At 65.4% G+C, this 25,983-nt stretch carries 20 protein-coding genes, 1 tRNA gene and 1 pseudogene; 12 read left to right on the forward strand and 10 right to left on the reverse strand.

The genetic code is table 11. The annotated features are described in order from the left end of the window. Positions 1-49: 49 nt before the first annotated feature. The 3 genes from ACT53N_RS00555 to hdaA all read right to left on the reverse strand — a co-directional run bounded on the left by ACT53N_RS00555 (position 50) and on the right by hdaA (position 3,604). On the reverse strand, positions 50-445 hold the full coding sequence (locus tag ACT53N_RS00555; protein WP_476062074.1) for a hypothetical protein: 396 nt from the start codon (positions 443-445) through the stop codon (positions 50-52). Further along, complete coding sequence (locus tag ACT53N_RS00560; protein WP_476062075.1) at positions 442-2,655, reverse strand: RNA degradosome polyphosphate kinase; 2,214 nt, start codon at positions 2,653-2,655, stop codon at positions 442-444. The genes ACT53N_RS00555 and ACT53N_RS00560 overlap by 4 nt, the downstream gene beginning before the upstream one ends. A 250-nt stretch (positions 2,656-2,905) precedes the next feature. Then, positions 2,906-3,604, reverse strand: a complete 699-nt coding sequence (gene hdaA, locus ACT53N_RS00565; RefSeq protein WP_476062076.1) for a DnaA regulatory inactivator HdaA — start codon at positions 3,602-3,604, stop codon at positions 2,906-2,908. 241 nt (positions 3,605-3,845) lie between these two features. On the opposite strand from hdaA, the gene ACT53N_RS00570 reads away from it, so the two are divergent. From ACT53N_RS00570 to ACT53N_RS00585, 4 genes and pseudogenes are all read left to right on the forward strand, one after another. Further along, positions 3,846-5,042 (forward strand): DUF3644 domain-containing protein, encoded by a 1,197-nt coding sequence (locus ACT53N_RS00570; RefSeq protein ID WP_476062077.1) that lies wholly within the window; start codon positions 3,846-3,848, stop codon positions 5,040-5,042. Between the two features lie 398 nt (positions 5,043-5,440). Beyond that, complete coding sequence (locus ACT53N_RS00575; protein ID WP_476062078.1) at positions 5,441-6,181, forward strand: EcsC family protein; 741 nt, start codon at positions 5,441-5,443, stop codon at positions 6,179-6,181. A gap of 313 nt (positions 6,182-6,494) precedes the next feature. Then, the gene (locus ACT53N_RS00580) at positions 6,495-6,641 is read left to right on the forward strand and encodes a hypothetical protein (protein ID WP_476062649.1); all 147 of its coding nucleotides are present in this window, start codon (positions 6,495-6,497) and stop codon (positions 6,639-6,641) included. A gap of 78 nt (positions 6,642-6,719) precedes the next feature. Then, positions 6,720-6,926, forward strand: a pseudogene (locus ACT53N_RS00585) (hypothetical protein). A gap of 28 nt (positions 6,927-6,954) precedes the next feature. Here ACT53N_RS00585 and parE read toward each other — a convergent pair. The 3 genes from parE to ACT53N_RS00600 all read right to left on the reverse strand — a co-directional run bounded on the left by parE (position 6,955) and on the right by ACT53N_RS00600 (position 12,083). After that, complete coding sequence (gene parE / locus ACT53N_RS00590; protein WP_476062079.1) at positions 6,955-9,060, reverse strand: DNA topoisomerase IV subunit B; 2,106 nt, start codon at positions 9,058-9,060, stop codon at positions 6,955-6,957. A 201-nt stretch (positions 9,061-9,261) separates the two neighbouring features. Next, positions 9,262-10,614, reverse strand: a complete 1,353-nt coding sequence (locus tag ACT53N_RS00595; protein ID WP_476062080.1) for an amidohydrolase family protein — start codon at positions 10,612-10,614, stop codon at positions 9,262-9,264. Next, positions 10,614-12,083 carry an amidohydrolase gene (locus tag ACT53N_RS00600; RefSeq protein WP_476062081.1) on the reverse strand — a complete coding sequence of 490 codons (1,470 nt, stop codon included), beginning with the start codon at positions 12,081-12,083 and terminating at the stop codon, positions 10,614-10,616. The genes ACT53N_RS00595 and ACT53N_RS00600 overlap by 1 nt, the downstream gene beginning before the upstream one ends. Before the next feature lie 167 nt (positions 12,084-12,250). Here ACT53N_RS00600 and ACT53N_RS00605 point away from each other — a divergent pair, with 167 nt between their 5' ends. Next, positions 12,251-12,646: a putative quinol monooxygenase gene (locus ACT53N_RS00605; RefSeq protein WP_476062082.1), complete on the forward strand. Its 396-nt coding sequence runs from the start codon at positions 12,251-12,253 to the stop codon at positions 12,644-12,646. Between the two features lie 63 nt (positions 12,647-12,709). On the opposite strand, the gene ACT53N_RS00610 is transcribed toward ACT53N_RS00605, so the two are convergent. The 3 genes from ACT53N_RS00610 to ACT53N_RS00620 all read right to left on the reverse strand — a co-directional run bounded on the left by ACT53N_RS00610 (position 12,710) and on the right by ACT53N_RS00620 (position 16,976). Beyond that, positions 12,710-14,890, reverse strand: coding sequence for a TonB-dependent receptor (locus tag ACT53N_RS00610; protein WP_476062083.1), 2,181 nt, complete (start codon positions 14,888-14,890; stop codon positions 12,710-12,712). 294 nt (positions 14,891-15,184) lie between these two features. Further along, positions 15,185-16,594 carry a type I glutamate--ammonia ligase gene (glnA, locus tag ACT53N_RS00615; RefSeq protein WP_476062084.1) on the reverse strand — a complete coding sequence of 470 codons (1,410 nt, stop codon included), beginning with the start codon at positions 16,592-16,594 and terminating at the stop codon, positions 15,185-15,187. 43 nt (positions 16,595-16,637) lie between these two features. Next, positions 16,638-16,976: a P-II family nitrogen regulator gene (locus ACT53N_RS00620; RefSeq protein ID WP_010919834.1), complete on the reverse strand. Its 339-nt coding sequence runs from the start codon at positions 16,974-16,976 to the stop codon at positions 16,638-16,640. Between the two features lie 236 nt (positions 16,977-17,212). On the opposite strand from ACT53N_RS00620, the gene ACT53N_RS00625 reads away from it, so the two are divergent. From ACT53N_RS00625 to ACT53N_RS00650, 6 genes are all read left to right on the forward strand, one after another. After that, on the forward strand, positions 17,213-18,763 hold the full coding sequence (locus tag ACT53N_RS00625) for an acetyl-CoA acetyltransferase (RefSeq protein WP_476062085.1): 1,551 nt from the start codon (positions 17,213-17,215) through the stop codon (positions 18,761-18,763). Between the two features lie 5 nt (positions 18,764-18,768). Beyond that, positions 18,769-19,338: a histidine phosphatase family protein gene (locus tag ACT53N_RS00630; RefSeq protein ID WP_476062086.1), complete on the forward strand. Its 570-nt coding sequence runs from the start codon at positions 18,769-18,771 to the stop codon at positions 19,336-19,338. Between the two features lie 10 nt (positions 19,339-19,348). Beyond that, positions 19,349-20,800 carry an NAD(P)H-hydrate dehydratase gene (locus tag ACT53N_RS00635; RefSeq protein ID WP_476062087.1) on the forward strand — a complete coding sequence of 484 codons (1,452 nt, stop codon included), beginning with the start codon at positions 19,349-19,351 and terminating at the stop codon, positions 20,798-20,800. 44 nt (positions 20,801-20,844) lie between these two features. Then, positions 20,845-20,929, forward strand: a tRNA-Leu gene (locus tag ACT53N_RS00640). A 182-nt stretch (positions 20,930-21,111) separates the two neighbouring features. Further along, positions 21,112-22,470: a trigger factor gene (gene tig / locus ACT53N_RS00645; RefSeq protein ID WP_476062650.1), complete on the forward strand. Its 1,359-nt coding sequence runs from the start codon at positions 21,112-21,114 to the stop codon at positions 22,468-22,470. A gap of 178 nt (positions 22,471-22,648) precedes the next feature. Next, entirely contained in the window at positions 22,649-23,281 is a 633-nt protein-coding gene (locus ACT53N_RS00650; RefSeq protein ID WP_010919829.1) for an ATP-dependent Clp protease proteolytic subunit, read from the forward strand. A 78-nt stretch (positions 23,282-23,359) separates the two neighbouring features. Here ACT53N_RS00650 and ACT53N_RS00655 read toward each other — a convergent pair whose 3' ends face one another. Continuing rightward, a complete protein-coding gene (locus tag ACT53N_RS00655; protein WP_476062088.1) occupies positions 23,360-24,028 on the reverse strand; it encodes an HAD-IB family hydrolase in 669 nt (222 codons plus the stop codon). A 337-nt stretch (positions 24,029-24,365) separates the two neighbouring features. On the opposite strand from ACT53N_RS00655, the gene clpX reads away from it, so the two are divergent. Further along, the gene (clpX, locus tag ACT53N_RS00660; protein ID WP_310211123.1) at positions 24,366-25,628 is read left to right on the forward strand and encodes an ATP-dependent Clp protease ATP-binding subunit ClpX; all 1,263 of its coding nucleotides are present in this window, start codon (positions 24,366-24,368) and stop codon (positions 25,626-25,628) included. Positions 25,629-25,983: the final 355 nt, after the last annotated feature.

Raw genomic sequence — 25,983 nt, forward strand, 5'->3', positions numbered from 1 at the left:
CGATCGTCTCGCGACGATTTTCCATGGGGATGACTTCGGCGAAGGCCGCCTAGCGGTTGATCCGGCAGGCCACGGTGCGCCAGCCGTCGGCCTGGCGCCGGTGGTAGCAGGTGCCGTAGGCGACCTGATGGCCGTCGGCGCGGGGGCCGCCCTTGGTCAGGGCCCAGGGCGCGGGGCCCAGCAGCAGCATGTCGGTGGTCTTGGCGCTGGGACCGCACGGACCCCACCAGCGCACGCCGTAGCCGCCGGCGATCCCGGGGCCGTAGACCTCAGCCGTGGCCTGAGCCAGTTTCTCCAGGCCCGGCGGCGGCGCGCCGAAGCGGTCGAAGCCGGGGCGGGCGGGCAGGGCTTGGATCGCGCAGATCTCAGTCCCCCGTTCGCCCTTGGGCGCGCAGCCGGCGAGGACCGGAACCAGCAGCAGGACGGCGAGGGCGGCGCGCCTCACCGCTTGCGCTTGGGACCCACGTGGTCAAAGGCGCGCGGCAGGTCGCGGGCCCCGTGACCGCGTCCCGACAGGCTGGGATTGGTCATGAAGTAGTCGTGGGCCGAGAACGCGCCCTTGGTCTTCCAGGCCGGATCGCGGGCGTAGTCGCCTTCGCTGTCCAGCTTCCAGCTCTGGGCCTCGTCGTTGAGGTTGGCGACCATGATCTGGTCCAGCACCTGCTGGTGCACCGTCGGGTTCTCGATCGGCACCAGGCTCTCGACCCGGCGGTCGAGGTTGCGCGGCATCCAGTCGGCCGAGCTCATATAGAGCCGCGTCTGGGCGCTGGGCATCGGCGCGCCGTTGGCGAAGGCGACGATGCGCGAGTGCTCCAGGAACCGGCCGACGATCGACTTGACCCGGATGTTCTCCGACAGGCCCTTGATGCCCGGACGCAGGCAGCAGATGCCGCGCACCACGAGGTCAATCTGCACGCCCGCCTGGCTGGCCGCGTAGAGGGCGTCGATGATCTGCGGATCGACGACCGCGTTCATCTTGGCCCAGATCCCCGCCGGACGGCCCGCCCGGGCGGCGTCGGCCTCCAGGGCGATCATCCGCAGCAGGTCCGGCTTCAGCGTCTGGGGCGAGAACGACAGCTTCTCCAGCCGGCCGGGCTGAGCGTAGCCGGTGATGAAGTTGAACAGCTTGCCGCCGTCGCGCCCCAGGGCCGGGTCGCAGGTGAACAGGCTAAGGTCGGTGTAAACCCTGGCCGTCTGCGGGTGATAGTTGCCGGTGCCGAAGTGGCAGTAGGTCCGCAGCGCCTCGCCCTCGCGGCGCACCACCACCGACAGCTTGGCGTGGGTCTTCCAGTCGACGAAGCCGAACACCACGTGCACGCCCGCCCGCTCCAGGTCGCGCGCCCACTTCAAGTTATTCTCTTCGTCAAACCTTGCCTTGATCTCCACGAGGGCGGTGACGTTCTTGCCGTTGTCGGCCGCCTCGATCAGGGCCGCCACGATCGGGCTGTCCTTGGAGGTTCGGTACAGGGTCTGCTTGATCGCCAGCACGTTGGGGTCACGCGCGGCCTGGCGCAGGAACTGCACCACCACGTCGAAGCTCTCGAACGGGTGGTGGACCAGGATGTCCTTCTCGCGGATCGCCGCAAAGCAGTCGCCGCCGTGGTCGCGGATGCGCTCGGGGAAGCGGGCGTTGAAGGGCGGGAACTTCAGGTCCGGCCGGTCCGGCGGGATCAGCTCGGACATCTGGGCCAAACCCAGCTTGCCGTCGACCAGCACCACGTCCTCGGGCTCGGCGCGCAGGCCCTCGGTGATGAAGTCGCGCAGGTCGGCCGGCATGGTGGTCTGGATCTTGACCCGCACCACCTGGCCCAGACGCCGCTTCTTCAGCCGCGCCTCGAACTCGCGCACCAGGTCTTCGGCCTCTTCCTCGATTTCGAGGTCGCTGTCGCGGATCAGGCGGAACAGACCCCGGCCCTCGACCTCATAGCCGGGGAACAGGTGGTCCAGAAAGAGGATGATGAAGCTTTCCAGCGCCACGATCTTGCGCTGGCGCTTCTTGCCGCGCGACACCACCGAGCTGAGCTCCCAGAACCGGCGCACCTGCGAGGGGATCGGGGCCAGGGCGTAGAGGTGCTTGTCGTCGGCGATGCGCCGCAGCTTCAAGGCCAGGCAGAAGCCCAGGTTCGGGATGAACGGGAACGGGTGGGCGGGGTCGATGGCCAGCGGCGTCAGCACCGGGAAGATCTGATTGCGGAAGATCTCTTCGGCCCGGACCTTGTCCTCGCCCTCGATGTCCTTGGCGTCGAGCAGCTTGAGGCCCTCGTCCCACAGCTCGGTGCGCACCTGGCGCCAGATCTTCTGCTGCTCGGCCATCAGCTCGAAGGCCGAGGCGTTGATGCGGTTCAACTGCTCGCTGGGGATCAGGCCGTCCTGGCTGACCACCCGCACGCCCTCGCGCACCTGCCCTTTGAGGCCGGCCACGCGCACCATGTAGAATTCGTCGAGGTTGTTGGCGCTGATCGACAGGAACCTTAAGCGCTCCAGCAGCGGGTGACGCGGATTGCCGCTCTCCTCCAGCACCCGCTGGTTGAAGGCCAGCCACGAGAGCTCGCGGTTGAAGAACCGTTCGGGCGAGGCCATCAGCTCGGCGTCGAGCGACAGGGTGTCCGCAGCGGAGGCTTCAGCGTTGGCGGCGATCGGCAGGGCGTCGGTCATGTCATCTATATAGGCGAACTTTGTTCCGTCATGGTGAACGAGACAAGTGACGCGGTGACGACAGGGCAAAATGAGTCCCTCTCTCTTTGAGAGAGGGAGGGGCCCGCGCCGCAGGCGCGGGAGGGTGAGTGGTTACGCGCGCTCAAGTCTAGAACCGAGAGTAGGGCAGATGGCGGTCCGGAAACGGCTTACCCACTCACCCTCCCACCGCTTCGCGGCGGGCCCCTCCCTCTCTCCACGAGAGAGGGATTTAACTCGCCTCCTCATCCCCCTCGAAATCCCCCAGCACCTCGCGCGCCAGGGCCTTGGTCAGCTCGCGCCGACCGTCAGCGGCGGCCTCGGCCAGCAGGGCCGCCGCGGCTTGGGCCTCGGCGGCCGAGCGGGGCAGGCGGGCCAGCAGGTAGGGATAGAGGTCGGGCTCGGGCTTCCACCAGGCCGCGGCGAAGGCCCGGCGCAGCACCGCCTCCAGCACCACGTCGTCGGGCTCGGCGATTTCGGCCACCGACAAGGCGTTGAGCCGCGAGCGCAGGTCGGCCACCCCGGCGCTCCAGGCCAGGGGCGCGGTGCGGCCGGTCAGCAGCACGGTCCCGCCGTCCACCCCGGCCATGTTCAGAATGTGGAACAGCGCCTCGTCCGACACCGCGCCGCCCAGCGCCCGGCGGTCGGCGTCCTCGACCAGCACCGCCCGGCCGCGCAGGGCCGACAGGTCAACCGGCGCGGCGTCCGGATCGGCCGCCTCGACCACCACGGCCCCGGCCGCCGCCGCCCAGGCCCGCGCCAGATGGCTCTTGCCGCACCCGGCCGGTCCCACCAGCACGAGGCGCCCCTCGGCCCAGTCCGGCCAGGCGTCCAGCCGCGCCACCGCCTCGCCATTGCTGGGCGAGACGGCGAAGTCCTCCCGCCCATGGGTCAGCGGCGAAGCCAGCGGCAGTTTGAACTGGGTGGACAATCCGGGAGTCCAGCGTGGTGAACGTCAGGACAGGGATATAGGCCGCTTCGGCGGGGCGGGGGAGGTGCGGGGGCTGGGGATGATGGGGATAGGGGCGGGGGAGGTGTGGATGGGGGCGGTCCTTAGAAGCCGGCGAATGTGGTCAAGACTAGCCCCAAGCCCGTGAAATGCGACCACACTTTCCTCTCGACACAGGCGCTTCTCTCAAAGCTAAGATCGATGAAGAAACCGGGGAAACAATATGGCGCGAGGGAAGCTAGCAAGTACGTTAGATGGATGGGAAGTCGCGCTTGTAAAAGCTATGCAGGCAAGAGGTGGATGGAACGACCAAGAGATACTGGCCTATTTTACGAGACCTTTAAGGACGGTGAACCATCGTCTGATCGGCCAGATACGGAAAAGAACCCGATTCAAAGAAGTAGCCGCGGCGACCGATGCGCAGCTTGATGACTTCCTCGCAACCTGGGCCGATATAGATCCCCAGACTGGCCTCAGCATTCGTGGAGATGAACTACTTATCAAAGCTCGTGAGGCCATGATCGCCGCTGTCCACACGTTCAATGGCGCCGGTCTGACGTTTCGTGCTGAACTATTCATAGTAACGGCGGTGATCGCGTGGACTTATCTCATGCATGCTTTCTATCGGCGAGAGGGCGTTGATCATCGCTACAAAAACGCTGATGGAACCGTCGCTACGACACCGGAGGGTGCGGAGAAGTACTGGGAGCTTGGGTTCTGCCTTCGCCATGCCAAATGTCCGGTGGGCAATGGAGTAGTGAAGAACCTTGAATTTATACTGACGCTGAGACACGAAATCGAGCATCGTTCAACTGGTCGGATAGACGATGCCGTTAGCGCGAAACTGCAAGCCTGCTGCATCAATTTCAACGAGGCTGTGAAAACACTCTTTGGTTCACAGTACGCACTAGAGCGACGCCTCCCAATAGCACTGCAGTTTGTTACGTTTGGCTCCAGTCAGCGAGCGCTCCTGAAGAAGGCTAACTCGCTCCCCCCAAACATCTCAGCGATGATGGACGCTTTCTACGAAGGGCTAACTGCGGAAGAGCAGGCCGATCAGGCCTTTGCCCATCGAGTTATTTTCATGCCTAAGATTGGTGCACGGGCGAGCGCCTCAGATGAAGCTATTGAGTTTATTAGATCGGACTCAGCCGAATATGAGGAAATAACTCGCGTTCTGATCAAGGATGTGGACAAACGCCGATACTCTGCTTCGCAGATTGTCGCAGCAATGCACGGGGAGGGCTTTCCCAATTTTCGTCTGCGGGATCACACCGAACTCTGGCAATCTCTCGACGCAAAAAATCCAGGTAAAGGTTTCGGAAAGTCGGGGGTCTATAAAGGGTCTTGGGAGTGGTTTGACTCTTGGCTCGCACGTGTGAGGGCCCACTGTGAAGAAAACTCAGCCCGATATCGGTGAGCTGGTCTTCCAAATGCCTCGCTGGATAGCGGGTTGCTCTTAGGGCAGAGGAATGTTGTGCGCGATCGCTAGAGCAATCAGCCCTTCGATTGTCTTGTCGTGAGATGTCAGGCGTGCTCCTCACGATCCGTTGCGTCGAACCCCTCTCTCTTTGAGAGAGGGAGGGGCCCAAGCGAAGCTTGGGAGGGTGAGTGGTTACACCCTTGGCCGGCGAGCCGGCACGTCGTTCGTTCCTGCGCCTGGATCGTCCTCGGGCTTCGCCAACCCACTCACCCTCCCACCGCTTCGCGGCGGGCCCCTCCCTCTCTCCATGAGAGAGGGATCCAATCGGCGCCGAGTTCCAGCCCCAACAGACCAGCGGCCTTCACCCGTGCGCCCCGAACCCCTATCTCAACCCCATGACCCTCTCCCCCGACCTCCTGGCCTGGCGCGCGCAGATGACCCAGCCGCCGGGGCCGCTGAACGGCCTGGCGCGGGCGGCGCAGCAGCGGATCAACCGGATCATCCCCGACAAGGTCCACGCGGCGATCACCAGCGCCATCGAGGGCATGACGCGGGCGCTGCTGGTCGGGTCGGACTTCACCACCGGCTCGCCGCTGGCGGGCCTCTCCCTGGACGAGCGCCGGGCGCGGGCGGCCAAGGCGATCGACGGCTGGAAGAAGACGGCCGCCGTCGAGGGCGGTGTGACCGGGGCCGGGGGCTTTTTGCTGGCGGCGGCGGACTTTCCGCTGCTGATGAGCTTCAAGATCAAGCTGCTGTTCGAGATCGCCGCAGTGTTTGGCCATGACGGCACGGTGCTGAGCGAGCGGCTGTTTATCCTGCACATCTTCGAGCTGGCGTTCTCCGACACCGAGCACCGCGCCGCCGTGCTGGCGACGATGGACCACTGGGACTCAAAGCCCCATCCCCAGGACCTGGACGCCTTCGACTGGCGGGCCTTCCAGCAGCAGTACCGCGACCACATCGATCTGGCCAAACTGGCCCAGTTCCTGCCCGTAGTCGGCGCGCCGCTGGGCGCCATCGTCAACTGGCGCCTGGTCGAGAAACTGGGCCACACGGCGGTGATGGCCTACCGCATGCGGGCGGAGCAGGGGGCCAATCCGCTGATCGGGACGGGCGCTGAAATCCCTCTCTCTTAGAGAGAGGGAGGGGCCCGCCGCGCAGCGACGGGAGGGTGAGGGGGTATGGCATCGGCTGTGAAAACCCCGCCTTTTCAGCCTCTTGTCAGGCCCCGTCTTGGCCGGAAAGGGTGAAACCCCTCACCCTCCCAAGCTTCGCTTGGGCCCCTCCCTCTCCCTTTGGGAGAGGGGATTGGGTGAGCGTTTTCGCCGTTTCGTCCCCGGCCTGAAAACCTGTCGTAGTCTCTACCCACCTCGTCGCGAGGAAAGGGCGCATGGCCAGCGACCATCGTGGCGGCGGGGGGGCGGTCGAGCGGGGACAGGTTCGAGGGGGATACTCGGACGGTCCGGGGCTGAGCTTGCTGGGCTCACCCGCCCGCCGTCGGCGTGGTCGAGGGCAAAAGGATGTGTCTTAGCCTGGAGTGGCTCGTCCTCCTTGATCGTCGGGCGCCTGGGAAACCAGGGGCTCGGGTCCCGGTAAGGCCTGAACAGGGCCACCTGACGGGACGCTGACGGAAAACGGCTGCGCGGAGCGTCAGGCTTCGTCGAAACGGTAGTTATCAATCTTCTCCGGACGGATGTCCGGCGCTCCGCGTCCCTTTCCATCCACTCAGCGAGCGATCGCGTGAGGGGGTGGGGGTGTGCCCGCAGAGGAGCGCCCCCTCCGTCTCGTCGCGTATCCGCGCCGATCCACCTCCCCCGCACGCGGGGGAGGATGATGGTCTCCTCCTCACCCGTGGAACGGGGGAGGTGGCGCGCGGCGTAGCCGCGTGACGGCGGGGGCGCTTAACGCCCTACAGATCCAGATCCGCCGCCGCGAACTCGGCGTTCTCCTGGATGAAGCGGAACCGCAGTTCGGGTTTGCGGCCCATCAGGGTCTCGACCAGGTCTTCGACGCTTTCCTCGTGGCGGGGCAGGGTCACGCGGGCCAGGGTGCGGCGCTTGGGATCCATGGTGGTCTCCTTCAGCTGGGAGGCCATCATCTCGCCCAGGCCCTTGAAGCGGCCGATCTCGGGCTTCTTGCCCTTGAACACCGTGGCCAGGAGCTCGTCCTTGTGGGCGTCGTCGCGGGCGTACTCGGACTTGCCGCCGTGGCTGATGCGGTACAGCGGCGGCAGGGCCAGGAACAGGTGCCCCTGACGGATAACGTCCGGCATGGTGCGGTAGAAGAAGGTGATCAGCAGGGAGGCGATGTGGGCGCCGTCGACGTCGGCGTCCGTCATGATGATGATCCGCTCGTAGCGCAGATCCTCCTCGCGGTACTTGGAGCCGGCCTGGGCGCCCAGGGCCAGCATCAGGTCCGACAGCTCCTTGTTGGCGGTGAACTTCTCGCCGCTGGCCGAGGCCACGTTGAGGATCTTGCCGCGCAGGGGCAGGATCGCCTGGAACTTGCGGTCGCGGGCCTGTTTGGCTGAGCCGCCGGCGCTGTCGCCTTCGACGATGAAGAGCTCGGCGCCGTCGACCGCGCTCCCGGCGCAGTCGGCCAGCTTGCCCGGCAGGCGCAGCTTGCGGGTGGCGCTGGCGCGGGAGACTTCCTTGTCCTTGCGGCGCTTGAGGCGTTCCTCGGCCCGCTCGATGACGAATTCCAAGAGGGCCTGGGCGTTCTTGGGGCTGGAGGTCAGCCACAGATCGAACGGGTCGCGCAGGGCCGCCTCGACGAAGCGCTGGGCCTCGCTGGTGGAGAGCTTTTCCTTGGTCTGGCCCTGGAACTCGGGGTTCTTGATGAACACCGAGATCAGGGCCCCGGCCTGGGCGACGACGTCGTCGGCGGTGATGATCGTCCCGCGCTTCTCGCCCTTGAGCTCGGCATAGGCCTTGAGGCCCCGGGTCAGGGCGGCGCGGAAGCCGCTCTCGTGGGTGCCGCCTTCGGGCGTGGGCACGGTGTTGCAGTACGACTGCATGAAGCCGTCGTGCTCGCCAAAGCCCTGGGGCGTCCAGCTGACGGCCCACTCGACGGCGCCGGCCTCGCCCTGGCGCTCGATGCGGCCCGAGAAGCTCTCGGGCGTGATCGTCGTCAGGCCCTTGGTCCGCTCGGCCAGGAAGTCGGCCAGGCCGTTGGGGAAGTGGAACGTGGCCTCGGGCGGGGTCTGGTCATGGATCCGGGAGGGATCGCAGGACCATTTGATCTGCACGCCCCGGAACAGATAGGCCTTGGAGCGGGCCATGCGGTAGAGGCGCGCGGGCTTGAAATTGGTCCCTTCGCCGAAGATCTCGTCGTCGGGCTTGAAGCGCACCATGGTGCCCTTCTTCTTCGACGGCGCGACCTGCTGGATCGGCCCCAGCGGCTTGCCGCGGGCGAAGACCTGGAGGTGCTCGAAGCCGTCGCGCCAGACGGTGACCTCGACGCGCTCGGACAGGGCGTTGACCACGCTGGCGCCGACGCCGTGCAGGCCGCCGGAGGTCTCATAGGCCTTGCCCGTGAACTTACCGCCGGCGTGCAGGACGGTCATGATGACCTCCAGCGCCGACTTGCCGGGATACTTGGGGTGCGGGTCGACGGGCATGCCGCGACCGTCGTCCTTGACCGACAGGAAGCCGTCGGCGTCGAGCTTGACCTCGATGGTCTTGGCGAAGCCGGCCACGGCCTCGTCCATCGAGTTGTCCAGCACTTCGGCGAACAGGTGGTGCAGGGCCCGCTCGTCGGTGCCGCCGATGTACATGCCCGGCCGCTTGCGGACCGGCTCCAGGCCTTCGAGCACCTCGATGTCGGCGGCCGAGTACTCGCCGGGCTTGCCGGCGGGCGCTGCCGGGGGCGCGGCCTTCGAGGGCGGGGGCGGCGGGATCGGACGCGGCGTCGCCTCGACGTGCGGCTCCACGCTGGCCTTGAACGGCGCGGCGGGGACCGGCGCCAGGGCGTCGTCGTCACCAAACAGGGAAGGGGTCTTATCGGAGGAGGACATCAGGGGAAGTCTAGGCGATTCGAACGCGGGGGCCTCGTATGGCGGTCCCGACATCCCCTGAAAAGAGAAACTTGGGGACGCCCCCTCCGTCACGAGGCTTCGCCTCGCGCCACCTCCCCCGCTTCGCAAGGGAGGAGGAGAGCATCCTCCCCCGTGAAACGGGGGAGGTGGCCCGTAGGGCCGGAGGGGGCGCTCTCCCGTCTAGCGATAGGCCGGCGGATAGCCGCTCTGGTCGCTGGCCGCGTAGCGGGCCTTCAGCTGCTGGTGGCGGCCGTCCTTGGGCTGCTCGACGCCGCCGACCAGCACGGCCGTCGGCCAGCTGGTGGTCTCCAGCGGATCGCCGTTCCATACGACCACATCGGCGACCTTGCCGACCTCGAGCGACCCGACCTTGTCGGCCTGGCCCCAGATCTTGGCCGGGACCAGGGTCACGGCGGCCAGGGCGGCCGGGTAGGGCAGGCCGTTGGCGACCGCCAGACCCGCGTTAAGGCGCTCCTGACGCAGGTTGTTGAAGTCCCGCGAGCCGTTGATGGCCACCGAAACGCCAGCGGCGTGCAGCCGGGCGGCGTTGTCGAGGCGAGAGCCCAGGGTCTCGAAGCTGTCGGGCAGGTCGGCCTGCGGGTCCAGGATCACCGGCACGCCGGCCTTGGCGATCTCGGCCGCGACCATCCAGCCTTCCTCGACGCCTTCGAGGACGATCTTGACCTTCTCCTCGGCCGCCAGCTTCAGCGCCTGGCGGATGTCGGCGGCGCGGGAGACGCGGATCAGCAGCGGGGTCTTGCCCTGGACGACCGGGATCAGGGCCGCAAGGTCCAGACGCGAGAGGCCAAAGTCGCGGGTGGCGCCCTGCTCGAACGCGGCGCGGCGATTGGCGAACGCCCGGGCGTCCTCCAGGGCCGAGCGGATCAGGATCAGGTTGGCGCCGCGCGAGCCGCCGGCCGACCGGGCGCCGCTTTCGCCGAGCGACACGGTGACAGCCAGCTTGGAACCCTCGACGATGTCGGGGCTGCCGGCCTTGAGACGGATGAACGCCGCCTGGCCTCCGAACAGCGGCGGATCGCCGTCGCCGTGCGCGCCGGCCGTCATCTCCTCGACCACGCCGTCATCGGCATGCTCATGCGCGCCGCCGCCGGAGCCCGAGAGCACCGGGGTCACTGCCGAGCCGGTTATGCCGCCGTCGCGGGCCAGGCCCAGGAAGGTCGAGGCCGGGTTGATGGCGTAGCTGATGTCGAACGCGGCGCTCAGGGCGCTGCCGGTGCCGTCGTCGCGGGTCTCGCGCACGCCGCTGATCTCGGACGCGCCGAGGTTCGAGGACGGCGCGATCATGCCAGGGGTGACGACCCCGCCCTTGGCGTCGATGACACGGGCGCCTGCCGGGACCTGAACGCTGGCGCCGAGGGCGGCGATCTTGCCGTCCTTGATCACCAGGGTTCCGCTCGGGATCGCCGCGCTGGACACGGGCTCGAGGCGGGCGTTGACGATGGCGACCGTCTCGGCTGCGGCGGGGAAGGCCAGGGCGCAGGCGGCGCTGGCGAGAAGCAGGGACCGGATCATCAGTTGAACGCTCCTTGGCCGGGCTGGCCGAGCTCGAAATCGGACTTGGGCTGGAAGCGCGGGTCCTTGCGGTCGTAGGTCAGCGCGCCGTCGATATAGACCTGCTCGGCCTGGGCGTAGACGCTGAACGGATCGCGGCTCCAGACCACCAGGTCGGCGGCCTTGCCGGGCTCGATCGAGCCGGTCTTGTCGCCGATGCCCATGGCCTTGGCCGGGTTGGCGGTGATCCACTTGATCGCTTCGGCCCGCGGGATGTTGATCCCGAGCTTGGCGCCGGCGGCCATGCCGATCGCAGCCTCCTGGTTGAGGCGCTGGGTCATGATCGCATCGTCGGAGTGGATGACCACGCACGCCCCGTTCTTGGCCAGAATGGCGGCGTTGGCGTCGATGCCGTCCAGGCTTTCCATCTTGAAGCCGGTCCACGAGGCCCAGGTGGCCGAGCAGATCTCTTCCTTGGCCAGCACGGGCGCGAGCTTGTAGCTCTCGATCGCGTGATGGAACATCGTGATCTTGTAGCCAAACTCCTTGGCGATATCGATCATCACCGCCATTTCGTCGGCGCGGTAGCAGTGGTTCTGCACCAGGATCTCGCCCTTCAGCACGCCGGCCAGGGTTTCCAGCTGCAGGTCACGCTTGGGCGCGTCGGCCTTTTCGCCCTTCTGCTGCTTGGCGCGGAAATCGTCCCACTTGCGAGCGTAGTCGGCCGCATCGATCCAAGCCCGACGGAAGCCAAAGGCGTTGCCCATGGCGGTCGAGGGATTGCGACCCTTGCCTCCATAGACGCGCTTGGGGTTTTCGCCGCAGGCCATCTTCAGACCGTAGGGCGCGCCAGGGAACTTCATGCCCTGCATCGTCAGCGATGGGACGTTCTTCAAGGTCACCGAGCGGCCGCCGAACAGGTTCGCCGAGCCAGGGAGGATCATCAGGGTCGTCACGCCGCCGGCGCGGGCGCGGTTGAAGCCCGGATCCTGCGGCCAAACCGAGTGCTCCGACCAGACCTGCGCCGTGTTCGGGTCGGTCGCCTCGTTGCCGTCGGAGCGCGCGGAGACGCCGGGCGAGGGGTAGACGCCAAGATGGCTGTGGGCGTCGATGATGCCGGGCGTGATCCACTTGCCCTTGGCGTCGATCACCGCAATGTCGGCAGGGATCGGGGTCTCGGGTCCGCCGACGGACGTGATCTTGCCCTCAGAGACAAACACCACGCCGTTTTCGATCTGCTGCCCGGTGGCCGTCAGCACCGTAGCGCCGACGAACGCGGTCGCACGGGACGGCAGCGGCTTGTAGGTGGACGGGAAACCTGTGGAGGCCTGTCCGTCCAGGCCCTTGGGCAGCGGCTTGACCTCAGCCTTTTCCGCCGGCTTAGCGGGCGCGGACGATTTGGCGGGACCGCCGGTCCCGGTCGTCGCGCAGGCCGAAAGGCCCAAGGCGAGTAGGCTGGTGGCCATCGCCACGGAACGCCATCTGATCATGAAAAACCCCGACTCTCGAAGAGGCCGGAAGGACAGACGAAAAGAACCGCGTTATCAAGTCAAACGGCGCGATCAGGGGCGTTTGTCCGCAAAAACTTTGCGCGCCGCCTCGGAGGCTTGCGCGATTGGAAAGATCCCGCACGGCTGGACCGCTTAGAGGGGTGCTAATGACCGACACTGACTTTGAGCGACGGAACATCGTTGTCGGCGCCTTAGCCGCCGCCGCGCTTCCCGCGATCCCGCAGGCTCAGGAGAGAGACAAGACGATGTATGGACTAATCGGCCAGATGCTGGCCGCCCCCGGCAAGCGCGACGATTTGCTGGCTATCCTGCGCGAAGGAACGTCTGAAATGCCCGGTTGTCTGAGTTATGTGCTCGCGATCGACCCAGGCAACCCCGACGCGATCTGGATCACAGAGGTCTGGATCGATAAGGCCGCGCATGCCGCGTCGTTATCCTTGCCGGCGGTTCGGGCGGCGATCGCGAAGGCGCGGCCCATCATCGCGGGCTTTCCGCAACGCTTTGAGACCTTGCCTGTGGGCGGCCACGGCCTGAAGGCCTAACGGCAGAAGAAAAGGGCTGCGGATCGCTCCGCAGCCCTTCCCCGTCTACCCAGATCTTGCGGCTTAGAAGCGCGCGTCGATCGAGACGCCGATCACGCGCGGCTCGTTGACGAACGCGGTCAGGTTGTTGAAGTCGATCGCGCCCTTGATGTTGCTCTCGTTGGTGATGTTGCGAGCAAAGGCCGCAACTTCCCAGCCGGCTTCCTTGTTGGCGTAACCCAGCTTCAGGCCGCCTTCGAAGTCGCCCTTCGAGTAGAACTCCTTCGACTCGTAGAGGAACAGGTTCGTGTAGCCCTGCACCTTCCAGTCGGTGAAGGCGAACAGTTCGCCGCTGGCCACCGGGTAGGCGTAGCGAGCGGTGAAGTCGAAGGTGTATTTCGGCGCGTTCGGGAAGGGATTGCCGTTGACCAGCGCGGCGCCCGTGGCGGTCGTGGGGTCGGTCACGGTGCAGGCGGCGCAGGCGGCCACGGCCAGGGTGCTGTCCTTGATTTCGGTGTGGGCGTAGCTGTAGCCGGCCGTAACGACGAAGTTCGGGGCGACCACGAATTCGCTGTCCAGTTCCAGGCCATAGGCCTCGCCCTTCTTGGCGTTGATCAGGCGGTTGGAGTTGCTGCCGCCGCCGACCGCGCTGAACTGCGGGTCGTCGATGGTGTAGGCGAACACCGCGCCGTTCAGGCGAACGCGACGGTCGAACAGTTCGCTCTTCAGGCCCAGTTCGTACGACATGATCGTCTCGGACTTCGCGGCCGAGGCCGGCGAGAAGAACGCGATGTCGCGACCCTGGATCGACGGGCCCCGGAAGCCCGACGCGACCTTGGCGTAGACGCTGACGTCCTCGTTGACGTTGTAGAACGCCGACAGGTCCCAGCTCACTTGCGAGTCCGACACCGAAACCGGCGCGGCCATGTTCGGGCCCGAGAGCACCTTCATGTCCTTGTCGTCATCGGTGTAGCGCAGGCCGCCGGTCAGCGAGAGCTGATCGCTGACCTTGTACGACGCCTGACCAAAGACGGCCCAGGCGGTGTTCTTCTGCTGGAGCGTGGTGGCCGGCGCGAAGAACGGGTTGGTCTGGATGGCGTACTTCGTGTCGAAATAGAAGCCGCCAACCTGCCAGCTCAGCGGCCCGTCGGTGTTGCTGGCCAGACGGATTTCCTGGGTCCACTGATCCAGGTCCTTGATGCCGTCCTGCGTGTCCGACTGGAACGGGATGAAGCCCGGGCCGGTGGGATTGCCGCCGTCGATGTCGCCACGGCTATAGCCGTGGGTGTTCTCATAGGCGGTGATCGAGGTCAGCTTGGCGACGCCGAAGTCGTAGCCGATGTTGGCCGAAGCGCCGTAGCCCTTGTAGCTCTGCGGGTTGTTGGCGCCGGCGTCGAAATAGACGGTGTCGCGGTCGTAGTTCGCGTTGAGCTTGTTGGAGCCCTTGGTCAGGACGTTGGCGCGGAAGACGGCGGCGGTGCCGTCCAGGTCGCGGCCGTGGATGTTGAACAGCGCGTCCAGCTTCTCGTTCGGGGTGAACAGAAGTTGCAGACGGCCGGCGCGCTCGTTGAAGCCGCCCATGACGTTCTTCTTCTTCGTGAAGCCATTGTCGATCCAGTCGTCACGGTGCTGGAACAGGACCGAAGCCCGGGCCGCGACCTTGCCTTCGACCAGAGCGCCGCCGACGCCGCCGTCGAAGGTGAAGGTGTTGAAGCTGCCGTAGGTCGCCGAAGCGCGGCCCTTCATTTCTTCCGACGGCTTGATCGTGTCGAACTTGACGATGCCGGCCGTGGTGTTGCGGCCGAACAGGGTGCCTTGCGGGCCGCGGAGGACTTCGACGCGGTCGAGGTCGTAGAGCGGCGAGCTCTTCAGGACGACGTTTTCGAGGACGACTTCGTCCTGAATGATGGACACGGGTTGCGACGCAGCCAGGTCGAAGTCGGCGTTGCCGAGACCGCGGATGTAGAAGCGCGGCGCGACACGGCCGTTCGAGGATTCGGCGTACAGGCCCGGGGCCTTGGCCGAAAGGGCCAGGATATCGTCGCCGGCCGCGAAGGTCGATTGCAGGCGCTCGCCGCTGATGGCGGCCACCGAGACCGGAACATCCTGCAGGTTTTCGCTGCGCTTCTGGGCGGTGATGATGACTTCGCCGACCTTGGTGTCCTGCGCGAACGCCGCCGGGGCGGCGGCCATCGCCGTGACCAGCGCGGCGGCGCCGCACGAGAGCGTCAGGGCGCGACGAAGAGAGCTATTGAGGCTGTGCATGAGATGTCCTGTCGAGACGCCGCGTCGCTAAGTTGTGGCCCAGGCGTTGGCGGCGATTCCGTTTGCGCTGCGATAGGCCAAGTTTCCGCCCCAGGGATATCGCGCATCACGTCTTTTCAGAAACTTGGGGGCGATTGCGTCGGCAATGTTGCGAACTTGCGACAATTTTGTTCAGCAGGCGCCTCTTAAGTAATAAGTCATTCTACTTTTCGGCTGACGAGATTTTGTGGCGCAACGAAAAGGGGCCGGAGATCGCTCTCCGGCCCCTTGCTGTTCATCCTAAGCCTTTAGCGCTTAGCACTTGTAGTACATGTCGAACTCGACCGGGTGCGGGTGCAGTTGCAGACGCATCACCTCTTCCATCTTCAGCTCGATGTAGCTGTCGATGAAGTCGTCATCCATGACGCCGCCGGCCTTGAGGAAGGCGCGGTCCTTGTCGAGGTTTTCCAGAGCTTCGCGCAGCGAGCCGCAGACTTCCGGGATCTTCTTCTGCTCGCGGGGCGGCAGGTCGTAGAGGTTCTTGTCGGCCGGAGCGCCCGGATCGATCTTGTTGATGATGCCGTCCAGGCCGGCCATCAGCAGGGCGACGAAGGTCAGGTAGGGGTTGCCCATAGGGTCGGGGAAGCGGGCTTCCAGGCGCTTGGCCTTCGGGCTGTCGACGTGCGGGATGCGGATCGAGGCCGAGCGGTTGCGCGAGCTGTAGGCCAGCTTCACCGGGGCTTCGTAGCCGGGCACCAGGCGCTTGTACGAGTTGGTCGTCGAGTTCGAGAACGCGTTGATAGCCTTGGCGTGCTTGATGATGCCGCCGATGTACCACAGGCATTCCTGCGACAGGCCGGCGTACTTGTCGCCGGCGAACAGCGGCTTGCCGTCCTGCCAGATCGACTGGTGCACGTGCATGCCCGAGCCGTTGTCGGCGAACATCGGCTTGGCCATGAAGGTGGCGGTCTTGCCATAGGCGGCCGCGACGTTGTGGATGACGTACTTATAAAGCTGCATCCGGTCGGCCATGGTGACCATGGTGTCGAACTTCAGGCCAAGCTCGTGCTGGGCGGGCGCCACTTCGTGGTGGTGCTTTTCCGGCTTCATGCCCAGCTCGCCCATGACGGCCAGCATTTCACCGCGCAGGTCCTGGCAGCTGTCGACCGGGTTGACCGGGAAGTAACCGCCCTTGGGGCCCGGGCGGTGGCCCATGTTGCCTTCGGCGTATTGCTTGTTCGAGTTGATCGGCAGTTCGGTCGAGTCGAACGAGTAGCTGGTGTCGTGCGGCGAGGTCGACCAGCGCACGTCGTCGAAGATGAAGAACTCGGCTTCAGGGCCGAAGTAGACGGTGTCGCCCACGCCCGCCGTCTTCAGGTAGTTCAGCGCGGCCTTGGCGATCGAGCGCGGGTCGCGGTTGTAGGGAGTGCCGGTGTCGGGGTTTACGACGTCGCAGAACAGCGCCAGCGTGGTCTGCTGGTAGAAGGGGTCGATGATCGCGCTCGACAGATCGGGGCGCAACTTCATGTCCGACTCGTTGATGGCCTTCCAGCCGGCGATCGACGAACCGTCGAACATCGTGCCGTCATTCAGGAAGTCGTCGTCGACCAGATCGATGTCGAAGGTCACGTGCTGCATCTTGCCGCGCACGTCCGTGAAGCGGACGTCGACGTACTTCACGTCCTTTTCCTTGATCAGGTTCAGGATGTCCTTGGCGGTGCTCATTCCGTATCCCCTTGTAGAACTCTTTAGTTGATGACGAACCGGCCTAGACGGCGGCCGGGCCGTTTTCTCCGGTTCGGATGCGGATCACTTCCGCGATCTCCGAGACGAAAATCTTGCCGTCGCCAATGCGACCCGTACGAGCGGCGCGCGTGATCGCTTCCAGCGCGGGCTCGAGCTGGCTGTCCTCCACGACGACCTCCACCTTGATCTTGGGAAGGAAGTCCACGACGTACTCGGCGCCGCGATAGAGCTCGGTGTGGCCTTTCTGACGGCCGTAGCCCTTGGCCTCAAGCACGGTCATGCCCTGGACGCCCATGTCTTGCAGGGCCTCCTTCACCTCATCCAGCTTGAACGGCTTGATGACGGCTTCGATCTTCTTCATCGGTTCCACTTTCGGGCCCGTCGGCGGCGAACCGCCTTCTCTGAGGCGCAACCATCACGCCGCCCCGCAGGCCGCAAGCGAGCCTTCGCGACAAATCTGACCGAACGATTGACTTGCGAGCATGTGATTAGAAATTGGGCGCCAAGCGCACTCGGATTGGGCAAATCTAAAACCGCACCCAAATGGCCTTGCGGCGCTTCATTTGACGCCTACGATCGCGCCCAACGAACGTTTGAATGGGGGCGGATATGCGCGACGACACGCCAGTTTTGATCGGGGCGGGCCAATTCACCTATCGGGGCGAAGCGGCGAATTCGCCGTCTCCGCTGGAACTGCTGAAAGTTGCGGCGGAACGCGCTGTTCAAGACGCGGGACTTGAGGGGGCGGTTTTTGCCGAACTCGATGCAATGGCGGTTGTTGCGTTCAGCATCGATGCGCCAGGCGGGTTATCGAAGCTCCCGCTGCCCCGCCTGAAGAACCCGCCGGCGTCGCTGGCGCGCGCGTTGTCGGCGGCGCCGCTGTGGAGCGTCTACACCGAAACGGGCGGCAACAGCCCGCAGCAGACCGTCAATGTCGTGTGCGAGCGGATCGCCAAAGGTCAGAATGACCTAGCCCTTGTAACGGGCGCTGAGTTCCTCGGCTCGCTGATGAAGCGGCTGAAGGGTGGGCTGGGCTTCGACGGCTGGGGCGACGACATCGAGAGCGCGCCGGAGCGCATCGGTGATCCGCGTCCGGGCGTCACCGCGCAAGAGGCCGCCCATGGTCTGGGCTATCCGGTCAACACCTATCCGCTGTTCGAGAACGCGCTGCGGGCTCGCGACGGAGTCTCACTGGAAGACCATCAAAAGCAGCTGGGAGCGTTTTTCGCGCCTTTCACCAAGGTCGCGGCCGCCAATCCTCACGCCTGGTTTCCGATCGAGCGCACGGCCGAGGAATTGGTGACGGTCACTGATCGCAACCGCATGGTGGGTTATCCTTATCCGAAGTACCTCAATGCGATCATGGAGGTCGACCAGTCGGCGGCTGTCCTGATCGCCAGCGTCAGGAAGGCGCGCGAATTGGGCGTGCCGGAGGACAAGTGGGTCTTCCTCCACGGCTGCGCGGACGCCTCCGACCTTTGGTACCCGCTTGAGCGGCAGGACTATCATTCGAGTCCAGCCATGCGCCTGACCGGGGAGCGGGCTCTGGAGATGGCTGGCATCGGCGTCGAGGATTTGGAGGTCATCGACCTCTATTCTTGCTTCCCGTCCGCCGTGCGGATCGGCGCCGAGGAGATCGGTCTGGCGCTCGATGATCCGCGCGGGCTGACCATCACCGGCGGCTTGCCTTACTTCGGCGGCCCTGGAAACAACTACGCGCTTCATGCGATCGCCGAGATGGTCGCCAAGTTGAGGAACCGGCCCGGCGCCTACGGCCTCTCAACGGCCAATGGCTGGTTCCTGACCAAGCAGTCGGTCGGCATCTACTCAACCCGTCCGTTCGAGGGGAAATGGGAACGCGAGCCGCCGTCCGTGATCCAGGCCAGGATCGACGCGCTGCCGCATCCGGAGATCGTCGAGAAGCCGCAGGGCAGGGCGGTGATTGAGACCTACACCGTCGTTCATGGCCGCGAAGGCGTACGGATGGGGATCGTGATCGGGCGTGACAGCCAGGGGCGCCGGTTTGTGGCCCAGACCCCTGATGACCCCGCTGTATTGCTCGACCTGGAGAGCCGAGAGGGCGTCGGACGGTCCGGGAAGGTCGGCCCACACCCCGACGGTGTGCGCAATCTCTTCGTACCGGATTGAGCGCCATGAAGATCGTACATGTCATTCGCCACGGGCGGCCAGCCTCGACCTGGGGCGGCGCGGACGAGGATCCGGGCTTGGACGAGACCGGACTCGCCCAGGCCAAGGCTGTCGCCGCCGAAATCCTGGATTTGCCTGAAGACGAGCGACCCTACGTCGTCGTGTCCTCGCCGTTGCGACGGTGCCGGGAAACGGCTGCGCCGCTGGCGGAAGCCCTGGGTGTGGAGATCGTGATAGATCCGCGCGTGGGTGAGATCCCGACGCCAGCGGCGCTTTCTGCGGCCGAGCGACCGGCTTGGCTCCGCGCGGCCTTTGCAGGGCGTTGGGACGAGATCGAGGGAGATCTCGATTACACGACGTGGACTCAAAGCGTCGCCGCGGCGTTGAGCCAGCATGGCGGCGCAGCGGTCTTCAGCCATTTCGTCGCCTTGAACGGCGCGGTGTCCGTCGCGACCGGGCGACCGGAGGTGATGGCGTTTCGGCCGGACCATTGCTCCCGTACGGTGTTTGAGATCGACGGTGACCGCTTGATCCTGATCGCCAAAGGGCGAGAAGCTCAAAGCCAAGTGCTTTGAGGGAGGCCGTGTGGCCCGAGAGATCCTGACCGTCGCTGAGATGGCTGCGGCCGACCGTTCGGCGGTGCTGGCGGGAACGCCGACGCCTGTCCTTATGGAGCGCGCCGGCGAGGCCGTGGCGCAGGCGGCTCGCGTCCGCTATCGGCGCCGCCCTGTGGTCGTATGGTGCGGACCCGGCGATAACGGCGGGGACGGATACGTCGCCGCCCGGCACCTGCGGCGACACGGCTGGCCAGTCGTCGTCGAAGCGGCCTATCCGCCGACAACGGACGCCTGTCGCTGGGCGGCGTCGCGCTGGCGTGGCGAGGTCCGGACGTTGTCTCCGACACTGTCCGCTGACACGCTCTATATAGACGCGATCTTCGGCGCGGGTCTGTCGCGGCCTTTGGAGGGCGAGGTTGCCGGCTTGGCGCGCGCCGCCGCGCGACAGGCGGTGACGGTCGTCGCGGTGGATACGCCGTCGGGCGTTCATGGGGATACGGGGCGGTGTTTGGACGGCGTCGCATTAACGGCTGAGCTCACCGTCACTTTTCATAGTCGTAAGCCCGCCCATGTCTTGATTGAGGGGCGCAAAGCTTCCGGCGACATCGTGGTCGCCGATATAGGCCTTGCTCCGGTGGGCGCTGCGACGCTCTTCGAGAATGCGCCAGATCTTTGGCTTCCCCGTTATCCCTGGCCGGCGATCGACGCCCACAAGCACAGCCGCGGGCGTCTGAGCGTCGTCAGCGGTGACGCATGGAACACAGGGGCCGCCCGTCTCGCGGCGCGGGCCGGATTGAGGATCGGCGCTGGTGCGGTGACTCTGCTTTCGCCATCGAGCGCCCTCGCCGTAAACGCCAGCCACCTTGAAGCTGTCATGCTAGCGCCCTTCGAGACTGACGGCGACCTCGCCGCGAAGGCGCAGAAGGCGGACGCGGTCATTATTGGTCCCGCCGCCGGGGTAGGGGAGGCGACGGCGCGCAATCTGCGCGCCCTGGCGCAAACTGGGGCGGCCCTGGTGGCCGACGCGGACGCCCTCACGAGCTTCCAGGGCGATCCCTCAGAACTGTTCGCCTGCCTGGACCGCGATGACGTCCTGACGCCTCACCCGGGCGAGTTCGAGCGGATCTTCCCCGGTCTTTTGGCGCGCGCGCCCGAGCGGATCAGCGCCGCTCGGGAGTCGGCGCGACTCGCCGGGGCTGTCGTGCTGCTGAAAGGCGCCGATACGGTTGTCGCGGCGCCGGATGGCCGCGCGGCGGTCAACCTGAACGGAACGCCCTGGCTGGCGACGGCCGGGTCCGGCGACGTCCTGGCGGGGTTTATCGGCGGTTTGCTGGCGCAAGGCATGGAAAGTTTCGAGGCGGCGTGCGCCGGCGCTTGGGTTCATGCCGAATGCGGTGCGCTGCATGGGCCGGGTCTGATCGCCGAGGATCTGCCAGGTCTGGCGCCGAAGATCCTTACTCGACTCCATCAAGGCGGCTGAGCGGACTTGCGCGGCGCGCCTGCAACCCGTAATGCCGGGCGCACGCGGATGTGGCGAAACTGGTAGACGCACTGGATTTAGGTTCCAGCGCCGCGAGGCGTGGAGGTTCGAGTCCTCTCATCCGCACCATACCTCTCGCAATGCCCTTTTAGGGCGTGCGAGTTTTATCGCCGCCGCTCTTGGATGCTCGCGCACGTCGTGACATAAGGGCGCTCTTTCGCCGCCCGGCACGTCGCGGGCGGCGTCGATCTTTTGGACCCCAGGGCGGAGCTCGGGCGCCCGGCGCCCCGACCCGAGAATTAAGAATGTCGATGCAGATCGTTGAAAAGTCGGGCGAAGGCCTCAGCCGCGTTTTTGGCGTTACGGTGCCCGCGAGTGAACTGGCGACGCGTCTGGAGGCGCGGATCGCCGAAGTCGCCCCGCAAATGAACGTGAAGGGATTCCGTCCCGGCAAGGTGCCGACGGCCCACGTTCGCCGCCTGTACGGCAAGGCCCTGATGGGCGAAGTCATCGAGCAGGCCCTGAACGAGACCACCACCAAGGTCCTCGAAGACAACAAGCTGCGCCCCGCTGGCCAGCCGGAGCTGAACCCGTCGTCGGACATGGACAAGGTCATCGCCGGCGGCGAAGATCTGTCGTTCGATCTCGCCGTCGAAGTGATGCCGGAGTTCGAGCCGATCGACCCGGCGTCGATCGAGCTGGTGAAGCCGGTCTACAAGGTCTCCGACGAGGAAGTCCAAGAGGCTCTCGAGGAGTTGGCAAAGCAGGCGCGCACCTATGAGCCGCGCACCGGCAAGAGCCAGAAGGCCAAGGACGGCGACCAACTGCTGATCGACTTCGTCGGCACGATCGACGGCGTCGAGTTCGCCGGCGGCAAGGCCGAAGGCGCTGAACTCGTCCTGGGTTCGGGCCAGTTCATCCCGGGCTTCGAAGACCAATTGGTCGGCGCCAAGCCGGGCGACGACGTCGTCGTGAAGGTCAAGTTCCCGGAAGACTATCAGGCCAAGGATCTGGCCGGTAAGGACGCCGAGTTCGCCACCAAGGTGCAGGAAGTCCGTGCGCCGGTCGACGGCAAGGCCGATGACGAGCTGGCCAAGCGCCTGGGCCTGTCGGACCTGGCCGCGCTGACCGAGCTGCTGAAGTCGAACCTGTCGAGCCGTTACGACAACTCCTCGCGCTTCAAGCTGAAGCGCGCGCTGCTGGACGTTCTGGACACCAAGCACGACTTCCCGCTGCCGCCGCGCATGGTGGACGCCGAGTTCGCCGGCATCTGGCAACAGGTCGAGGCCGACAAGGCTCGCGGCGGCCTGCCGCCCGAAGACGCCGAGAAGACCGAAGACCAGCTGAAGGACGAGTACAAGAAGATCGCCGAGCGCCGCGTGCGCCTGGGTCTGGTGCTCGCCGAGATCGGCCGCAAGAACGACGTGGTCGTCACGGATCAGGAGCTGACCGACGCGATCATGCGCGAAGCCCGCCAGTACGGCGCCCAGGCCCAGCAAGTGTTCGACATGTACCGCCAGCGCGCCGATCTGCAGGCCGCCCTGCGCGCCCCGATCTATGAAGACAAGGTCGTCGACCTGATCTTCGGCAAGGCCAAGATCGAGGAAAAGGAAGTCTCCAAGGATGAGCTCCTGGAAGAAGACGACCTGCCGGAAGGCTACGGCGGCTAAGGCTCGCTGAAGCTGAAATTGAACGAGGCGCGGCTCGCAAGGGCCGCGCCTTTTTCATTTCGGTCCGAGCGGAGCCCTCCTTGCAACCTGTTAAGGGGAACGCGATATGCGTGGGCGACGCTGCGCGGAGGCTGATTCGCTTTCGCGTCGCCAGCACACACAAAAAGGGTGATCCCCAATGATGTACGATCCGGTTTCGACGGCGATGAACCTGGTGCCGATGGTGGTCGAGCAGACCAGCCGTGGCGAGCGCGCGTTCGACATCTTCTCTCGCCTGCTGAAGGAACGGATCATCTTCCTGACCGGTCCGGTCGAGGACGGCATGGCCAGCCTGATCTGCGCCCAGCTGCTCTTCCTCGAGTCCGAGAACCCGAAGAAGGAAATCGCCATGTACATCAACTCGCCGGGTGGCGTGGTGACGGCTGGCCTCGCGATCTACGACACCATGCAGTACATCAAGAGCCCGGTCTCGACGGTGTGCATGGGCATGGCCGCCTCGATGGGTAGCTTGCTTCTCGCCGCTGGCGCGGCTGGTCAGCGTATTTCGCTGCCGAACGCCCGCATCATGGTGCACCAGCCTTCCGGCGGCTTCCGCGGCCAGGCCTCGGATATCGAGCGCCACGCTGAAGACATCATCAAGACCAAGCGCCGTCTCAACGAGATCTATGTGAAGCACTGCGGTCGCACTTATGAAGAGGTCGAGCGCACGCTGGATCGCGACCACTTCATGAGCGCTGATGAGGCCAAGGCCTGGGGTTTGGTCGATCACGTCTACGACTCGCGCGACGCGGCCGAGGCCGGCGCCGAGTAGGCTCTAAGCGCCACAACGACAAAGCCGCCGACCCAAGGTCGGCGGCTTTTTTGTTGCGCTGCGCATAAGGCGCAGCGCTTAGCCCGGCTTGCCTCGGAAGACCCGGTAGCCCTTCTCGTCGGCGATCGCGAGCATCTCGGTATCGCCCGAGGTGTCTCCGTAGGCCGCCGTCAGCCGCACGTCCGGCCCGAAAACCTCCCGCAGGCGGAGGACCTTCTCCTTGGCCCGGCAGTTGTTTCCGTCGAGGCCGCCGAGGATGCGGCCGTCCTCAGAGCACCTCAGGCGTGTGCCGATCAGCATGTCCGCGCCAAGACCGCGGGCGAATGGCGCCACGATCAGGTCGGGGGAGGCGGTGACGATCACCATCTTGGCGCCCTTGGCGCGCCAGCTGCGCCAAACCGCCACGGCGTCTGGCCTCAGCAGCGAGGGCGCAAAAGCTTCGGCGAAGCCGCGGGCGTCGCTCTCGATCTGTGCGACCGTCGCGCCCTTCAGGAACTGGCGCACCGCAGCGGCTTTCAGCTTGCCGCGATTGCGATCAAACACATAGGTGAACAGGGCGGGCGTCAGGCGCAGCACGCCCAGTGGCCAGCGCCCTCCGGCGCGCCATTTCAAGAACGCGTTGAAGCTGTCCTTCACGGTCAAGGTGCCGTCGAAATCGAAGGCCACGAGCAGCGGCTCATGCCCCATCTCGCCGGTCATCGGGCGAGACGCGCTCAATCCTTTGGCCATCCAGGAACGCTTAGCCATTCAACCTTTATGCGAACGCGATCGGCGCGCCGCCACCCTGACGAATCCTGGCTTTGTAATACGGCGTTACCGGCGGCGCTGTAAGGGTCTAGGCGCTTGGCGCTTGCGCTGGGACGCCAATCGCCCAATTTAGTTGTAAAGCCTACGACACGATCTGGCGGGTTCACGCGTTTCACGGCCGAAAGGGCCCGGCGAGGCTTGTGAACCGAGCGCGGATCGGGGAATGTCAAGGATTAGACAACTCCCGGCGTGTATTCTGCTTGCTTCGGTGGCGGCGTACGCGCTCGGAAGGGGCGTCTCGGCGCAAGCCGTCGTCGCCATAGTGTGAGAAGCGATCATGACGAAAGCCGCGAGCGGCGACACCAAGAGCACCCTGTACTGTTCTTTCTGTGGAAAGAGCCAACATGAGGTGCGCAAGCTCATCGCGGGACCGACGGTGTTCATTTGTGATGAATGCGTCGAGCTCTGCATGGACATCATCCGCGAAGAGCACAAGATCGCCTTCGTGAAATCCAAGGATGGCGTTCCGACGCCTCGCGAGATCTGCGAAGTTCTGGACGATTACGTGATCGGTCAAGGTCACGCCAAGAAGGTCCTCGCGGTCGCCGTTCACAACCACTACAAGCGCCTTAATCACGCGTCGAAGAACAACGACGTCGAACTGGCCAAGTCGAACATCCTGCTGGTCGGTCCGACCGGCACGGGTAAGACCCTGCTGGCTCAGACGCTGGCCCGAATCATCGACGTTCCGTTCACGATGGCCGACGCCACGACCCTGACCGAAGCTGGTTATGTCGGCGAAGACGTCGAGAACATCGTGTTGAAGCTGCTGCAAGCCGCCGACTACAATGTCGAGCGCGCCCAGCGCGGCATTGTCTACATCGACGAAATCGACAAGATCAGCCGCAAGTCCGACAATCCCTCGATCACCCGCGACGTGTCCGGCGAGGGCGTGCAGCAGGCCCTGCTGAAGATCATGGAAGGCACCGTCGCTTCCGTGCCGCCGCAAGGCGGGCGCAAGCATCCGCAGCAGGAATTCCTGCAGGTCGACACGACGAACATTCTGTTCATCTGCGGCGGCGCCTTCGCCGGGCTCGAGAAGATCATCTCGGCGCGCGGCGCGGCCAAGTCGATCGGCTTCGGCGCCAAGGTGACCGATCCGGAAGAGCGCCGGACGGGCGAGATCCTGCGGAACGTCGAACCCGACGACCTGCAGCGCTTCGGCCTGATCCCGGAGTTCATCGGTCGTCTGCCGGTGGTCGCGACCCTGGAGGACCTCGACGAGGCCGCCCTGGTCAAGATCCTGACCGAGCCGAAGAACGCCTTCGTCAAGCAGTACCAGCGCCTGTTCGAGATGGAGAATATCGGCCTGACCTTCACCGACGACGCCCTGCACCAGGTCGCCAAGAAGGCCATCGCCCGCAAGACCGGCGCGCGCGGTCTGCGCTCGATCATGGAAGGCATCCTGCTGGAGACCATGTTCGAGCTGCCGACCTACGAGGGCGTCGAGGAAGTGGTGGTCAACGCCGAGGTCGTCGAAGGCCGCGCGCAACCGCTGCTGATCTACGCCGAAAAGAAGGGCGGTGCGGCCTCGGCCTAGCCGAATCCGTTCTGCTGAATCAGGCGCGCCTTCCTTCGGAGGCGCGCCTTTTTCGTGGATAACAGGGCGCGAGTAGCCGCTCTGCGCCCGTCATCGCCCTGTGAGCATGACCGGGTAACGCTATTGCTGCTTCCCTGATGGGGGGTTGCGCGGTCTATTTTTCCCACTTTGGCCGCTTGCGTGGCATGGATCGCTCAACTTGACCGATGCCGCGCGACCAGTCGCCGCTGGTGGGCGAGCGCGCTTGAACCGTGTTGTAAAACGTCCACATAAATAACGACCATTCGCCCAGTCCCGGGCGGACGGGCCGATCGACTCAGGCGCATCGTCTGGTGTTACGGCGGCCCGCGTGGCC

It is taken from the genome of Caulobacter sp. DMC95, from assembly GCF_056313785.1.